The organism is Mesorhizobium neociceri (assembly GCF_013520985.1).
Classification (GTDB): domain Bacteria; phylum Pseudomonadota; class Alphaproteobacteria; order Rhizobiales; family Rhizobiaceae; genus Mesorhizobium; species Mesorhizobium neociceri.
The window spans coordinates 192628-208245 of the sequence record NZ_JACDTY010000002.1; the positions used below are offsets into that span (position 1 = coordinate 192628).

Here is a 15618-nt window from a genome sequence, read left to right on the forward strand (position 1 = left end):
AAGGCCGCTAACGGCCGATCCGGCCGAGATGGGTGTCCTGGAAGCCGGTCGACAGCTTGAGGCCATAGCCGAGAGCGCGGTCGATGGCGATGTGGATAATCCAGATCAGCGCGATCGCGGTCGCCATCGACTTGCCAAGCACATATCCACCGAGCGCCAGCAGCAGCGGGACGATCAATATGTGCAACGCGTTATAAGCGACGGCGCCGACGCACGGCCCGGCGAGATAACCCAGCATCGACAGGTCAGGCGCCAGGATGAGCAGGGCAAACAGCCACCAGGATGCACCCGACAGCGCGTAAAGGACGATAGCCACTACGGCGACAGCGGCCATTCGAGCCGGACCGCCAGATCCACAGGTTTCATCGAATTTCTATTCAGACGCCGCGCTTCGGGCGCAGCCGAACCACGATGTCGACATTGGCGATCTCCATGCCTGCGGGTGGCTCCGGCAGGTTGGAGACGGTCACCGGACCGCTTTCTATGTCGAAGATCCGGTTTTCGCCTTCGATGTAGAAATGATGGTGATCGGAGGTGTTCGTGTCGAAATAGGTCTTCGACCCCTCGACCGCCAGGATGCGCAGCAGGCCGGCCTGGGTGAACTGGTGAAGCGCGTTGTAGACGGTGGCGAGTGAGACCGGTACGCTGGCGGCGGTCGCCTCCTCATGCAGTTCCTCGGCCGAAAGGTGGCGGTCGCCCTTGGCAAACAGCAGATCGGCCAGCGCAATGCGCTGGCGTGTCGGCCTCAGGCCGGCTTCGCGAACCCGCTTGTCCACAGCGACATTTTCCTTCCGGCAGCCCAGATCCATCTATCCGTCCAAGCCCACAGTTCTGCCTCAAGACACGCCCAGAGTGGCGAAAAAACGTCATCGGCCGAAACTGGATACCTCGCGACATATATTCTGTTGGCCGAATACGATCAATAGCGCGCATTGACCCGGGCAGACGGGCGGGTTAAGCGCAAACGCCGGTTTCCGGCCCGAAAGGGATTGTGTTAGGAAACCAACGACAAGGGCGCCCCACCGCCCGGGACGATTATGGGGACGAGACATATGGCGGGTTCGAAATCCAGCTACGGTTATGAGGAATTGCTTGCCTGCGCCCGCGGCGAGCTGTTCGGGCCTGGCAACGCCCAGCTGCCCTACCCGCCGATGCTGATGTTCGACCGCATCACCGAGATCAGCGAGACCGGTGGCGCCCACGACAAGGGCTTCATCCGCGCCGAATTCGACATCAAGCCGGACTTGTGGTTCTTCGCCTGCCATTTCATCGGCAATCCGATCATGCCGGGGTGCCTGGGCCTCGACGCCATGTGGCAGTTGACGGGGTTCTATCTCGGCTGGCTCGGCGAACCAGGCAAGGGCATGGCGCTGTCGACCGGCGAAGTGAAGTTCAAGGGCATGGTGACACCGTCGGTCAAGAAGGTCGAATACGGCATCGATTTCAAGCGCGTCATGCGCGGGCGCCTGGTGCTCGGCATCGCCGATGGCTGGCTTAAGGCCGACGGCGAATCCATATACGCGGCGACAGACCTCAAGGTGGGGCTGTCCAAGCAATCGGCCGCCTGACCGGCGCCACTGCAGCAGGGCGTTTCTTCTGAGACGCGCAAAGACGCTGCAGCACTTTGATTTTGCGTATGATCGCCGGCGAAAACCGACTACGGTTTCGGGATCATCCGCTGGAAGGAGTTGCGAATGAGAAGGGTCGTCGTCACAGGCCTCGGCATCGTATCGTCGATCGGCAACAATGCCAACGAGGTGCAATCCTCGCTCTACGATGCCAAATCCGGCATCAGCTTCTCCAATTCCTTCGCCGAACACGGCTTCCGCTGTCAGGTCTGGGGCGCACCGACGCTCGACCCGTCGGCCATGATCGACCGCCGCGCCATGCGCTTCCTGAGCCAGGGCGCTGCCTGGAATCATGTCGCAATGGACCAGGCGATCGCCGATGCGGGGCTTGGCGAAAGCGACATCACCAATGAGCGCACCGGCATCGTCATGGGCTCTGGTGGCCCCTCGACCCGCACCATCGTCGAGGCAGCCGAAATCACCCTCAAGAATAACAGCCCCAAGCGCATCGGCCCGTTCGCGGTGCCGAAAGCGATGTCGTCGACCGCTTCGGCGACGCTCGCAACCTGGTTCAAGATCCACGGCGTCAATTATTCGATCTCGTCGGCCTGCTCGACCTCGGCGCATTGCATCGGCAATGCCTACGAACTGATCCAGTGGGGCAAGCAGGACGTGATGTTTGCCGGCGGCCATGAAGACCTCGACTGGACGATGTCGGACCTGTTCGACGCCATGGGCGCCATGTCGTCAAAGTATAACGACAAGGCGTCGACCGCTTCGCGCGCCTATGACGCCAATCGCGATGGCTTCGTCATCGCCGGCGGCGCGGGCGTCCTCATCCTGGAGGAACTCGAACACGCCAAGGCGCGCGGCGCCAAGATCTATGCCGAGATCGTCGGCTATGGCGCGACGTCGGATGGCTACGACATGGTGGCGCCGTCGGGCGAAGGCGCGGTGCGCTGCATGCGCCAGGCGCTGGCAACGGTGTCCACGCCGGTTGACTACATCAACACCCACGGCACCTCGACGCCGGTCGGCGATTCCAAGGAAATGGGCGCCATCCGCGAGGTGTTCGGCGACAAGATGCCGTTCATCACCTCGACCAAGTCGCTGACCGGCCATTCGCTGGGCGCGGCCGGCGTGCAGGAATCGATCTACTCGATCCTGATGATGCAAGGCGGCTTCATCGGCGAAAGCGCCCATATCGAAAACCTCGATCCCGAATTCGAGGGCATGCCGATCGTGCGCAAGCGCATCGACGACGCCAGGATCGACACGGTTTTGTCCAATTCGTTCGGTTTCGGTGGCACCAACGCAACGCTGATTTTCCAGCGCTATTCCGCATAAGGATTTGCCGGGCATGGACGGACTGATGAAGGGCAAGCGCGGGCTTGTCATGGGCGTCGCCAACGATCATTCGATCGCCTGGGGCATCGCCAAGAAATTGTCCGAGCATGGCGCAGACCTCGCCTTCACTTATCAGGGCGACGCCTTCGGGCGCCGCGTCAAGCCGCTCGCCGAAAAGCTCGGGGCGTCGCTGGTCGTGCCATGTGACGTCGAGGACAGCGCATCGGTCGCGGCCACCTTCGAGACACTTGGCAAGGAATGGGGCGGGCTCGACTTCGTCGTCCACGCCATCGGCTTTTCCGACAAGAACGAGCTCAAGGGGCTCTACGCCGACACCAGCCGCGACAACTTCGTCCGCACCATGGTGATCTCCTGCTATTCCTTCACCGAGATCGCCCGCCACGCCGCCCCGCTGATGAGCGACGGCGGCGCGATGATCACGCTGACCTATGCCGGCTCTGTCCGCGTCATGCCAAACTACAACGTCATGGGCGTCGCCAAGGCCGGGCTGGAAGCCAGCGTGCGCTATCTTGCCAATGATTACGGCCCGCGCGGCATCAGGGTGAACGGCATATCTGCGGGGCCGGTGCGCACGCTGGCCGGCGCGGGGATTTCGGATGCGCGGCACATGTATTCCTACCAGCAGCGCAACTCGCCGCTGCGCCGCACCGTGACCATCGACGAGGTCGGCGGCTCGGCGCTCTATCTTTTGTCGGACCTCTCGTCAGGCGTCACCGGCGAGATCCATTATGTCGATTCTGGCTATCACATCGTGTCCATGCCAACACTGGATGAGTTGAAGCAGACCGACAGCGGACGCGATTAGATCTGTTCCATCCCAATGGAAAGGGGATGTGACTCTATCTCGTTTGGTTAAGCATGATCTCTGGACAAACGGTTCCCGCTTGTCCGAGAAAACCTGAGACCGCTTTTCGGGATTATGCTCCAGTTCTTCCAGTAAAATTAGATGCATTGGCGGAAACTCATTTTAAGGAGATATCCGCTATAAGTCCTATGGCTAGGGCACCGCGCGTTCTTTCTGGGCGCAAAGGATGCTTTAGGATCTATGAATTTGCGTGTGATCTTTCCGGAAAGTCGAGTTGGTTTTTTGGAATCATGCAACAGGGACTGAGCAATGCCTGCTGTCAGCAACCCGAAGCGAACACCTGTGTTCCGGCTGCTCACCGTCGCCGCCTCGGGGCTTGGCAGTTTCATTCTCGGCCTGTGGGGTCTCCAGTTCGGTTTCGGTGACGGCTTTGCCGGCATGCAGGCGGGAACCATGGTCGGCATCGCGTCGGCCTTGTGCGCGCTGGCCGCCGCCGGTGCGGCCCTGTCCTTCTTCGCCGGCGTTGATGAATCGGTGGACTACGTCTTCAACGAAACCCATTTCGACAAGCTGACCGGGCTTTTGGCGCGGCCGGCCATGGTTGGCAAGGTTGCCGACGCGGCGTCGGCGACGATCAAGACCGGCGAGCCGGTGTTCCTCATCGATATCGACATCGACCGCTTCAAGCAGATCAACGACGCCATCGGCTACAGCCATGGCGACGAACTGATCCGCGTCTTTACCAAGCGGCTGAGGGCCTGCATGCCCGAGGGCACGGTGATGGGGCGCATCGGCGCCGGCGAATTCGCCATTCTCGTCTCGGAACATGAGATCGAGGGATCGATGGAAGCCACTGTCGAAACCCTTATCGAGGAGATGCTGAAGCCCTATCAGCTCGATTCCCACCTGCAAACGGTAGGCCTGTCGGTGGGCATCGTGGCGATGCCGAAGGACGGCGTCGATCCGGTCCTCGTCCTGCGCCGCTCCAACCTGGCGCTGCAGAATGCCCGCGCCGGCGGGGTGGGCAACTGGTCGGTCTTCCATTCCGACATGGGCCAGGTCGCCGACTACCGCCACTGGATCGAATCCGAACTGCACATTGCTTTCGACCGCGGCGATTTCGACCTCCACTACCAGCCGCAGCTCGACCTGCGGAGCGGCCGCATCGTCGGCTACGAGGCGCTGATCCGCTGGAAGCATCCCGAACGCGGCATGATCCCGCCGATGGAGTTCATTCCGATCGCCGAAGAGACCGGCATGATCCACCCGATCGGCAATTGGGTGTTGCACAAGGCCTGCAGCGACGCCCGCCATTTGCCCGAGGACTGCTTCGTTGCCGTCAACATCTCGCCGGTCCAGTTCATGACCAAGGATTTCGTCGGCATCGTGCGCGACACCATGGCCAGTACCGGCATCAAGCCGTCACGGCTGGAGCTCGAACTCACCGAGACTGCGATGATGCAGGATCGCGACCGCGCCGCCATCATCCTGCAGCAGCTTGCCGACATGGGCATTTCGGTGGCCGTCGACGATTTCGGCACCGGCTATTCCAATCTGAGCTATCTGATCGACTTCGCCTTCGGCAAGTTGAAGATCGACCGCTCCTTCATCAGCCGCATGGACACCGATTCGAATTCGGGTGCCGTCGTCTCCACCATCGTCGGCCTGTCACGGGCGCTCGGCGTTGGCATTATCGCCGAAGGCGTCGAGACCGAGAACCAGGCGACGCTTTTGAGAGCGGCCGGCTGCGAGATGGTGCAGGGCTATCTGTTCGGCAGGCCGGCGCCGCTCAAGATCAAGCCCGGCGAGATCAGAGCGACCATTCCCGTCCACGAGCCGGCGCGCATCGTCAGCATGCATTGAGGCGTCTCAGCGACGCGCGACAAAGACCTTGAACATTCCGTCACGGGCGATCTCGGCATGGCTGGAGAAGACAGCCTTCAGAACCGGTTCGTAAGGCAGCTGGCGGTTTGCCACCATGAACAGCCGCCCGCCCGGCTTCAGCGCCTTGCCCGCCGCCTGGATCATGCCGGCGCCGATTTCCGGCTCGGCCGCCCGGCTGCGATGGAAGGGCGGGTTCATGACGATGGCGTCGTAGCGGCGCTCGACCGGCTCGCTCAGCAGATCGATCCAGAAGAAGCCCGGCTCGAAGCCCGTCTGGCCGATATTGCCCTTGGCGGCCTCAAGCGCGTCGAAATCCGCTTCGTAGAGGTCGAGCCCCGTCAGACCAGGTGAGCGGGCTGCGACCTCGGCCGCAACATAACCCCAGCCGGCGCAGAAATCGGCGATGTTGCCGCGCAAATCTTTGGGCAGGTTATCGACCAGAAGTTTTGAGCCGGCATCGATGCGGTCGAAGGAAAACATGCCGGGCGCGGTGCGGAAACGGCCTTCGATCAGCGCCACAGGATTGGCGGTCCGGAGTTTTTCCGCAGCGGCCAGATCGACAGGACGGCGAAGCCAGAAGGCAATGCCGTGATGTTTCGGCAGGTGCCCTTCGAGCGGCACAAGCTCGTCAATGCGCTTGCGCAGGCTGTCGATGCCGTCCTCTTTTCCACCGGCGACAACGATCAGACCCCCAGGTGCGACGCGTTCGATCGCCTCGACTATGCGCGTCTCGTTCTGGCCGCGATGGCGGCCGACGAGGACGAGGCCCGCATCGAATGCATCGCCTTCCGGACGCGGCGTCACCGTGTGGCCGGCACGCTCCAGCACGCGGAAATGCGGCCGGAAACCCTGCACGAGATGAAGCGCCGCCTCGAAACCTTCAGGCAAACGGAAACCAGGTTCCGCACCCAGGAACAGCACACGTTCGCCCTTTTGCGGGAGAGGGAGCGCCTCGGCCTCGAACGGATGGAACAATGTCTTCAGCGGCTCAGCGGCCATTCTTCGATCTCATGCCTTAAACGAAAACGGGCGCGACATATGCCGCGCCCGTTTCAATGTCATTCTCAGACCGCTCAGGCGGCGTTTTCTTCGCCTTCGGCCTTCTTGTCGCGGGCGATTTCCTTGCCGGTGGCCTGGTCGACGACCTTCATCGACAGGCGGACCTTGCCGCGCTCGTCGAAGCCCATCAGCTTGACCCAGACCTTGTCGCCTTCCTTGACGACGTCCGAGGTCTTGGCGACCCGGTCGTTGGCAAGCTGCGAGATGTGGACGAGGCCGTCACGCGGACCGAAGAAGTTGACGAAAGCGCCGAAGTCGGCGGTCTTGACGACCGTGCCTTCGTAGATCTCGCCGACTTCCGGCTCGGCGACGATGGTGTGGATCCACTTCTTGGCCGCCTCGATTTCCTTGGCGTTCGACGAAGCGATCTTGACCGTGCCGTCGTCCTCGATGTTGATCTTGGCGCCGGTCTTCTCGACGATCTCGCGGATAACCTTGCCGCCGGAGCCGATGACGTCGCGGATCTTGTCGGTCGGGATGTGCATGACCTCGATGCGCGGTGCGAACTCTCCGAGTTCGGGGCGGGCGCCGGTCAAAGCATGCGCCATTTCGCCGAGGATATGCTGGCGGCCGTCCTTGGCCTGGTCCAGCGCGATTTTCATGATCTCCTCGGTGATGCCCTCGATCTTGATGTCCATCTGCAGCGAGGTGATGCCGTTGGCAGTGCCGGCGACCTTGAAGTCCATGTCGCCGAGGTGATCTTCGTCACCCAGGATGTCGGAGAGAACCGCGAAGCGCTCACCTTCCTTGATCAGGCCCATGGCGATACCGGCGACGGGCTTGGCCAGCGGAACGCCGGCATCCATCAGCGCCAGCGAGGTGCCGCAGACGGTGGCCATCGACGACGAGCCGTTGGACTCGGTGATCTCTGAGACGACGCGCAGCGTGTAGGGGAACTGGTCCGCGCTCGGCAGCATCGGACGGATGGCGCGCCAGGCGAGCTTGCCATGGCCGATTTCGCGGCGGCCCGGCGAACCCATACGGCCGGTCTCACCGACGGAGTAGGGAGGGAAGTTGTAGTGAAGGAGGAACTTCTCCTTGTACATGCCGGTCAGCGAATCGACATACTGCTCGTCCTCGCCGGTGCCGAGCGTGGCAACGACCAGCGCCTGGGTCTCGCCGCGGGTGAACAGCGCCGAACCATGGGTGCGCGGCAGGACGCCGACTTCGGAGACGATCTTGCGGACCGTCTTCAGGTCACGGCCGTCGATGCGCGAGCCGGTGTCGAGAATGTTCCAGCGCACGACCTTGGCCTGGAGTTCCTTGAACACCGAACCGATCTGCTCGGAGGTGTACTTGGCGTCTTCGCCTTCGGCCGGGGCAAATGCTGCCTTGACCTTCGCCTTGACGGCGTCGACGGCGGCGTAGCGCTTCTGCTTGTCGACATTCTTGTAGGCGTTGCTGAGCTCGTCGCCGACGATCTTCAGCATTTCGGCTTCAAGCGCGGAATAATCCGGCGCAGTGAAATCGCGCGGCTCCTTGGCGGCAACTTCGGCCAACTTGATGATGGCGTCGATGACCGGCTGGAAGCCCTTGTGGCCGAACATGACGGCGCCGAGCATCAGCTCTTCGCCAAGTTCCTTGGCTTCGGACTCGACCATCAGAACGGCGTCGGCGGTGCCGGCGACAACGAGGTCGAGCTTGGATTCCTGCATCTCGTCGACATGCGGGTTGAGCACATATTCGCCGTTGATGTAACCGACGCGAGCGCCGCCGACCGGGCCCATGAAGGGCACGCCGGAGAGCGTCAGAGCGGCCGAGGTGGCAACGATCGACAGGATGTCCGGATCGTTTTCGAGGTCATGCTGGACGACGGTGACGACGATCTGGGTGTCGTTCTTGTAGCCGTCGGCGAAGAGCGGGCGGATCGGGCGGTCGATCAGGCGGGAAACCAGCGTTTCCTTTTCGCTCGGACGGCCTTCGCGCTTGAAATAGCCGCCCGGGATCTTGCCGGCGGCGTAGGTCTTTTCCTGGTAGTTGACGGTCAGCGGGAAGAAATCGAGACCTGGCTTCGGCTCCTTCATCGAAACGACGGTGGCGAGAACCTTGGTTTCGCCGTAGGTCGCGAGCACCGCGCCGTCAGCCTGACGTGCGATCTTGCCGGTTTCCAGGATGAGCGGACGGCCGCCCCATTCGATTTCCACTTTGTGGTAGTTGAACATGTCTTGTCCTTAATAAGCGGAAAGGGCCGCGCCGTTTCACGGTGCGCGGATGCCCTTTCCCTGGCTTCCTTTCTCGGGCAGCCACGGGCAAGACAACGGGAAGCTCGGGTAAATTTCGGCGCTGGCGAGCGCACGAGCGTCCTGCAATCCTGCCCCATGACCGTCCATGGGCGGTTTCGAGTGGCCCTCTGCACGCTCGAAACCGGGTCTGGCCAATCGATGCGACTGGCAGAATGCGCGACCGGCGGACTCTCCTTCGAAAGCCCGCCGGTCAATTCGTCAACGGCGCAGACCGAGCTTCTCGATCAACGTCTGATAGCGCGCGTCATCCTTGCGCTTGAGATAATCAAGCAGGCTGCGGCGCTGGGAGACGAGAGCGAGCAGACCACGGCGGGAATGGTTATCCTTCTTGTGGTCCTTGAAGTGGTCGGTCAGGTTCTTGATGCGCTCGGAAAGGATGGCCACCTGGACTTCCGGAGACCCGGTATCGCCCTTGGCGGTTGCGAATTCACCCATCAATTCCTGTTTGCGCTCGGCAGTAATCGACATCGTGTTTTTCCTTATCTGTTTGAGGAAACGGGTCGCCCTCAGCCGGGATGTCGTCCAGCAGGGGCCGGTGCAAGCAACGCGACACGGCGCGATGCTGCGGGGCATATAGGGCAATTCCCCGGAAAACACCAGCCCAATTCATAAAGCCGGCTTGTCGCAGGTTTTTGCTCGGAAACCAAGATTTCCCTGATGCCAGAAGGCTCAAGCGCGTGGGGTTACGCGCTCGAGGTCTTTGTTCTGCATGTCGTTGACCCAGAACCGCTGACACTTCTGGGCGACATGCATTAGAGCCACTTCTTGCTTTTGAAGAAGGCGATCAGGCCGACAGCAACGGCCAGCATGAACAGCAGCGAAGCCGGATAGCCATAATAGGCCTTCAGTTCCGGCATGTTCCATGGCGAGCTTTCGGGGTCGAAATTCATCCCCCATATACCAACCAGGAAGGTTAGCGGCATGAAGATCACCGAGACGATGGTCAGATAAGAGATGACATCGTTGGTGCGCGCCTGGCTCAGCGACAGGTGCATCTCGATCAGGCCGGTCAGCATATCACGCTGGTTCTCGACCAGCTCGATCAGCCGCAGTGCGTGGTCGAGCGTGTCGTTGAAGAAGATCTTCGTCTCGGGCTTCACATAGGGCACGTCGTTGCGGATCAGCGTCGCCAGCGCATCGCGCATCGGCCACAGCACACCCTTGAGTACATTGGCGTCGCGCCGCAATTCGTGCAGCTGGCGCATCTGATGCTTGTGCGGCGTGTTGAGCATCTCGTCCTCGATGCCGTCGACCTCCTCGCTCGCGGCCTCTATCGGCGGGAAATAGCTGTCGACGATGGAGTCGATCAGCGCATAGGCCAGATAGTCGGCGCCGCGCGACCGCAAGCGGTTGGGCAGCGCCGCCGCGATGCGTTTGCGCACGGGATCGAAGGGATCGCCTTCGCGTTCCTGGAAGGTGACGACGAAATTCTTGCCGAAGAACACCGCGATCTGCTCATAGCGATGCACCTTGACGTCGTCGATCATGCGCATGACGACGAAGGCGTGGTCTTCGAAGAAGTCGACCTTCGGCCGCTGGCCGGTGTTGACCACGTCTTCCAACGCCAGCGGATGCAAATTGAAAATCCGGCCGATCTCCTCGATCAGCTGGATGTTGGCAAGCCCGGTGCAGTCCAGCCAGACGACCGGCCAGTTGTCGCAATGGGTGTTGAGATCATCGATGCTAGCCTTGTCGATGGTCTTGAACTTTTCGGGCGAGATCAGCGTCAGCCTGAGTTCGGAGCGGCGGGCCGCAGGATCGGCGATCAGCGTGCCGGGCGAGGCGCCGACCGGCGGCCGCCGTGTTTTGACCGGCGCCCGCTTCTTCACCGTATCAGCCTTTGCCATGTGCCCCTCGGGTGTAACGTCCGATTGAGATTAGACGACAGGAATCAGCCGGCAAAGACCCGCTTCGGCTTGAACATGCCTTGCTCGATGGCACCGATGGCGACTAGCTTGCCGCGGGCGGTGGCGCAGGCTTCCTCGGCTTCCACGGGCGCGTCGCGGCCGCGGATGATGACGGGATTGCCAAGCCGGATCTTGGTTGCCGCATCGTCGCTGATGGCGATCTGCGCCAGGCAGTCGAGCGCGGCGGCCGTGTCGACAAGCAGCGCATCGATGGCGCCGAAGTCGATCGGCGCATCGACAACATCGGCGTCGCCATCGCCGTCAGCTTCGCGCTGTTCGCCGAAGCGGGCGGCCTCCAGTTCAGCGACCGTGACAAAATCCTCCGGGGTGAACGGCTCGACCTCGACCCGGCGCAATTCGGCGATGTGGCCGAAACAGCCGAGGTCGCGGCCCATGTCGCGGGCCAGCGAGCGCACATAGGTGCCCTTGCCGCATTCGACTTCGAAAATGGTGTGGTCGGCGGCGTGCTCGACGATGTCCAAACGACCGATCTCGATTTCGCGCGCGGGAATGTCGACGGTCTCGCCCCCACGGGCGAGGTCGTAGGCGCGCTCGCCTGATATCTTGATGGCCGAGAATTGTGGCGGCGTTTGCATGATGACGCCGGTGTATTTCGGAAGCAGCGCCCTGACGTCGACTTCCGCCGGACGCTTGTCGGAACTGTTGGTCACCGGGCCTTCGAGGTCGTCGGTCGAGCGCTCCTCGCCCCAGGCGACCGTAAAACGGTAGATCTTGGCGCCGTCCTGCACATAAGGCACGGTCTTGGTGGCCTCGCCGAGTGCGATCGGCAGCATGCCCGAGGCCAGCGGGTCGAGCGTGCCGGCATGGCCGGCCTTTTCGGCCTGGAACAGCCATTTGATCTTGGAGACGGCTTCGGTCGAACCCATGCCGACAGGCTTGTCCAATACCACCCAGCCGGAAATCGGCCGCCCCTTCTTCTTGCCGCGGCGCCCCACTATTTCTCGTCCTTGTCGTTGTCTTCGCCATCGGCACCCAAGTCTCGCGCGACTTCGGGCGATTTCAGCAAATCGTTGATCCTGGCGAAATTGTCGAACGAAGTGTCGAGCTTGAAGCGGAACTCCGGCATGAACTTCATCTGCCGCAGCGCCCCTGAGACGCGGCCGCGGACGAATTTCGCATGCTTGTTCAACGCATCGATCACCGCGCCGGTATCCTTGGCGCCGAGCGGCGACACGAAAGCGGTGGCAACCCTCAGGTCAGGCGACATGCGCACTTCGGAGACCGACACCACAGTATTTTCGATCAGCGGATCGATGATCTCGCCGCGCTGCAAGGTTTCGGACAGCGCATGGCGCACCTGTTCGGCGACGCGCAGCATGCGCTGGGATGGGCTGGAGACGGTTGGACGGGGCATTTTTCTCAATCCTGAAAGCGTGAGGCGCGGGATGGGACCGTGCCGCACGTCTCATACTTGTTCTATGCATGTCGTTTATCCCAAAACCGCTACGCACTTTTGGGCGACAGGCATTAAATTTGGGCGGCGGTCTTTCGACCACCGCCCGGTCGTATCGACAGTATACGAACTCAGAGCGTCCGGGTCACCATCTCGACGCGGAAGCACTCGATGATGTCGCCGACGCGCATGTCTTCGTAGTTCTGGAAGGCCATGCCGCATTCCTGGCCGCCTGGGACTTCCGCAACTTCGTCCTTGAAGCGCTTGAGCGTCTTCAGCGTGCCTTCGTGGATGACGACGTTGTCGCGGATCAGGCGCACGCCCGCGCCACGCTCGACCTTGCCTTCGGTGACACGGCAGCCGGCGATCTTGCCGACCTTGGTGATGTCGAAGATCTCGAGGATCTCGGCATTGCCGATGAAGGTCTCGCGGCGTTCCGGCGAAAGCAGGCCCGAGAGCGCCGCCTTCACGTCATCGACGAGGTTGTAGATGATCGAGTAGTAGCGGATCTCGATACCGGCAGCGACGGCGGCGGCACGTGCCTGCGCATTGGCGCGGACATTGAAGCCGATGATGGCGGCGCCCGAGGTCTCCGCCAGCGACACGTCGCTTTCGGTGATGGCGCCGGCGCCGGCATGAACGATGCGCGCACGCACCTCGTCGGTGCCGAGCTTGTCGAGCGCCGCGTTGATCGCCTCGATCGAACCCTGCACGTCGCCCTTGATGACCAGCGGGAATTCCTTCAGCCCGCTCGTCTGCAACTGCGACATCATCTGTTCGAGCGAGCCGCGCTGGCCGGCATGCTTTGCCACCGCCTTCTCGCGCGCCAGACGCTGACGATACTCGGTGATCTCGCGGGCGCGAGCCTCGTTGTTGACGACCGCGAAGCGGTCGCCGGCCTGAGGCGTGCCTTGCAGGCCAAGCACCTCGACCGGCATTGCCGGCGGGGCTTCCTTGACCTGTTCGCCACGGTCGTTGACCAGCGCGCGCACCCGGCCCCACTCGTTGCCGGCGACGAGAATGTCGCCCGGCATCAGCGTGCCGGTCTGCACCAGCACGGTGGCGACAGGGCCGCGGCCCTTGTCGAGCTGGGCTTCGATGACGACGCCCTCGGCGGTACGGTCCGGATTGGCCTTGAGGTCGAGGATTTCGGCCTGCAGCAGGATCGCTTCCAGCAGCTTGTCGAGATTGGTGCCCTTGGTTGCCGACACTTCGACGTCCAGCACTTCGCCGCCCATCGATTCGACGAACACCTCATGGCGCAGCAGTTCCGAGCGCACCTTCTGCGGATCGGCATCGTGCTTGTCGATCTTGTTGATCGCCACGATGATCGGAACGCCGGCTGCCTTGGCATGGCTGATCGATTCGATCGTCTGCGGCATGACGCTGTCGTCGGCCGCCACCACCAAGATGGCGATGTCGGTGGCCTGGGCGCCGCGGGCGCGCATCGCCGTGAAGGCGGCGTGGCCGGGCGTGTCGATGAAGGTGATCTTCTGACCGTTCTTCTCGACCTGGTAGGCGCCGATATGCTGGGTGATGCCGCCGGCCTCGCCGGAGACGACATTGGCATTGCGGATGGCGTCGAGCAGCGAGGTCTTGCCGTGGTCGACATGGCCCATGATGGTCACGACCGGCGGCCGCGACACCAGGTCCTCGGCGTTATCGGCGATGTTGAACAGGCCTTCCTCGATGTCGGACTCGGCGACGCGGCGGACCGTGTGGCCGAATTCGGTGGCGACCAGCTCGGCCGTGTCGGCGTCGATGATGTCGCCCGGCTTCAGGATCTGGCCCTGCTTCATGAAGTACTTGACCACATCGACGGCGCGCTCGGACATGCGCTGCGCCAGTTCCTGGATGGTGATGGTCTCGGGCAGGATCACTTCGCGCATAACCTTCTCGCGCGGCTCATTGTGCATCGCGCGCTTGAATTTTTCCTGGCGGCGACGCATCGACGACAGCGAGCGGGCGCGCGCATCCTCGTCGGAAAGCGCCGTATTGAGGGTCAGCTTGCCGCGACGACGGTCTTCCTCGGCCTTGGTCGGTTTGGCCGGACGCGCCACTTCGGGCGTGACCGGACGGCGAACCGGGGCGCCGGCGCCGGGGCGCTTCGGCTTGGCCTCTTCCTCGTCGTCGACCGTCGCCAGTTCGGCGGCCAGCGGCGCGCGACGGCGCGCCTCTTCCTCGGCACGGCGGCGGGACTCGGCCTCGGTCTGCAGACGGGCTTCTTCCTCGGCCTGACGGCGCGCGGAGTCCTCGCGCTCGCGCTTGCGGCGTTCCTCATCCTCGGCGCGGCGCTTGGCGTCTTCGGCGGCGCGCTGGCGATCCTCGACTTCGCGCACCTTGGAGCCTTCAAGCGCCCTGCGCCGGGCTTCCATCTCGCCACGCGACAATTCGTTCAGCACCATGCCGCTGCGTTCGACCGGCGGCGGCGGAGGCGGCGCCTTGGGCGCTTCCTGCACGACGGGGGCTGCCACAACCGCGGGCTTGGGCGTCAAAACGGGTGCAGCCACCGGCTCCGGCTTGTCGCCGGGCATGGAGAATTTGCGCTTCTTGATCTCGACCTGGACCTGCTTGGTGCGGCCATGCGAGAAATTCTGGCGCACGACGCTCTGCTCGGTACCGGGGCGCTTCAGCGTCAAGGTCTTCTTCGGTGTAACACTCAACGTCTTGTCGTCGCCCGATTTCGTATCGCTCATTCCATATCCTCTGCAGCATCATCTTCGTCAGCAACGGCCGCAAGCATTGCCAGATCGTCGGGGGTTCCGCCCCGATATCGGTCGAGCGCAACCATGCGCTTCTCAACCGCCTTGCCCGCGTCTCCCGCGAGAACGGCAGCATGTATCACATTTGTGCCCCCCAATGCCAAGCTCAACTCGGCCTCGGGGAAAAGTTTGTAGGCAAGGACTGCAGGCCCGCCGAGGTGGACAGTTGCCCGCCGCGCCTGGCTGATCTTGCGCACGCCATCGTCGGACGCTTCGGTCGCGTGGAGCACGAAAAGCGCCAGTCCACTGCGCACCGCGCTCTCGACCTTGGTGGCGCCGAGAGCGATCGCGCCGGCCTTGCGGGCAAGGCCGAGCATGCCCAAAGCGGATCGTGAAAGCAGTCCGTCGACCATGCCGCCAAGATCGGGCGGCACGGTCACTTGCGCCTTGAAGGCGCGGGCATACAGGTTCTTCGCCGCCGCCTTCTCAATATGTAGGCGGTCGGCGCTCACCCAACAACCACGGCCGGGCAGGTTTCTCTTGATGTCAGGAACGACGGCCGAATCCGGGCCGACGACGAAACGGATCAGCTCATCCGGCTCGGCTTGCTTGCGGGTGACGATGCAGGTGCGATCGTTCATCTCGTCCTGGGGCGGGTTGTGTGCGAT

General features: G+C 62.6%; 14 protein-coding genes. 4 read left to right on the top strand and 10 right to left on the bottom strand.

From position 1 onward, the window contains the following. Positions 1–7: 7 nt before the first annotated feature. A complete protein-coding gene (locus tag H0241_RS05005) occupies positions 8–334 on the bottom strand; it encodes a DUF4260 domain-containing protein (protein ID WP_407941717.1) in 327 nt (108 codons plus the stop codon). Positions 335–377: 43 nt separating this feature from the next. Next, positions 378–809 (bottom strand): iron response transcriptional regulator IrrA, encoded by a 432-nt coding sequence (irrA, locus tag H0241_RS05010; protein WP_181056304.1) that lies wholly within the window; start codon positions 807–809, stop codon positions 378–380. Positions 810–1052: 243 nt separating this feature from the next. Here irrA and fabA point away from each other — a divergent pair, with 243 nt between their 5' ends. From fabA to H0241_RS05030, 4 genes are all read left to right on the top strand, one after another. Then, positions 1053–1568 carry a 3-hydroxyacyl-[acyl-carrier-protein] dehydratase FabA gene (gene fabA / locus H0241_RS05015; RefSeq protein ID WP_181056305.1) on the top strand — a complete coding sequence of 172 codons (516 nt, stop codon included), beginning with the start codon at positions 1053–1055 and terminating at the stop codon, positions 1566–1568. Positions 1569–1694: 126 nt separating this feature from the next. Further along, positions 1695–2915: a beta-ketoacyl-ACP synthase I gene (gene fabB / locus H0241_RS05020; protein WP_181056306.1), complete on the top strand. Its 1221-nt coding sequence runs from the start codon at positions 1695–1697 to the stop codon at positions 2913–2915. Between the two features lie 13 nt (positions 2916–2928). Further along, positions 2929–3741 carry an enoyl-ACP reductase FabI gene (gene fabI / locus H0241_RS05025; protein WP_181056307.1) on the top strand — a complete coding sequence of 271 codons (813 nt, stop codon included), beginning with the start codon at positions 2929–2931 and terminating at the stop codon, positions 3739–3741. A gap of 309 nt (positions 3742–4050) precedes the next feature. Beyond that, a complete protein-coding gene (locus H0241_RS05030) occupies positions 4051–5604 on the top strand; it encodes a putative bifunctional diguanylate cyclase/phosphodiesterase (protein WP_181056308.1) in 1554 nt (517 codons plus the stop codon). Between the two features lie 6 nt (positions 5605–5610). On the opposite strand, the gene H0241_RS05035 is transcribed toward H0241_RS05030, so the two are convergent. From H0241_RS05035 to H0241_RS05070, 8 genes are all read right to left on the bottom strand, one after another. Further along, complete coding sequence (locus H0241_RS05035; protein ID WP_181056309.1) at positions 5611–6624, bottom strand: class I SAM-dependent methyltransferase; 1014 nt, start codon at positions 6622–6624, stop codon at positions 5611–5613. 74 nt (positions 6625–6698) lie between these two features. Beyond that, on the bottom strand, positions 6699–8846 hold the full coding sequence (gene pnp / locus H0241_RS05040; RefSeq protein WP_181056310.1) for a polyribonucleotide nucleotidyltransferase: 2148 nt from the start codon (positions 8844–8846) through the stop codon (positions 6699–6701). Between the two features lie 279 nt (positions 8847–9125). Next, complete coding sequence (gene rpsO / locus H0241_RS05045) at positions 9126–9500, bottom strand: 30S ribosomal protein S15 (protein WP_328824621.1); 375 nt, start codon at positions 9498–9500, stop codon at positions 9126–9128. A 179-nt stretch (positions 9501–9679) separates the two neighbouring features. Further along, complete coding sequence (corA, locus tag H0241_RS05050; RefSeq protein ID WP_181056311.1) at positions 9680–10774, bottom strand: magnesium/cobalt transporter CorA; 1095 nt, start codon at positions 10772–10774, stop codon at positions 9680–9682. Between the two features lie 44 nt (positions 10775–10818). Beyond that, positions 10819–11790 carry a tRNA pseudouridine(55) synthase TruB gene (gene truB / locus H0241_RS05055; RefSeq protein ID WP_181056312.1) on the bottom strand — a complete coding sequence of 324 codons (972 nt, stop codon included), beginning with the start codon at positions 11788–11790 and terminating at the stop codon, positions 10819–10821. Further along, positions 11790–12209: a 30S ribosome-binding factor RbfA gene (gene rbfA, locus H0241_RS05060; RefSeq protein ID WP_112623870.1), complete on the bottom strand. Its 420-nt coding sequence runs from the start codon at positions 12207–12209 to the stop codon at positions 11790–11792. The genes truB and rbfA overlap by 1 nt, the downstream gene beginning before the upstream one ends. Positions 12210–12379: 170 nt before the next feature. Then, positions 12380–14944, bottom strand: coding sequence for a translation initiation factor IF-2 (gene infB, locus H0241_RS05065; protein WP_181056313.1), 2565 nt, complete (start codon positions 14942–14944; stop codon positions 12380–12382). Beyond that, entirely contained in the window at positions 14941–15591 is a 651-nt protein-coding gene (locus H0241_RS05070; RefSeq protein ID WP_181056314.1) for an RNA-binding protein, read from the bottom strand. The genes infB and H0241_RS05070 overlap by 4 nt, the downstream gene beginning before the upstream one ends. Positions 15592–15618: the final 27 nt, after the last annotated feature.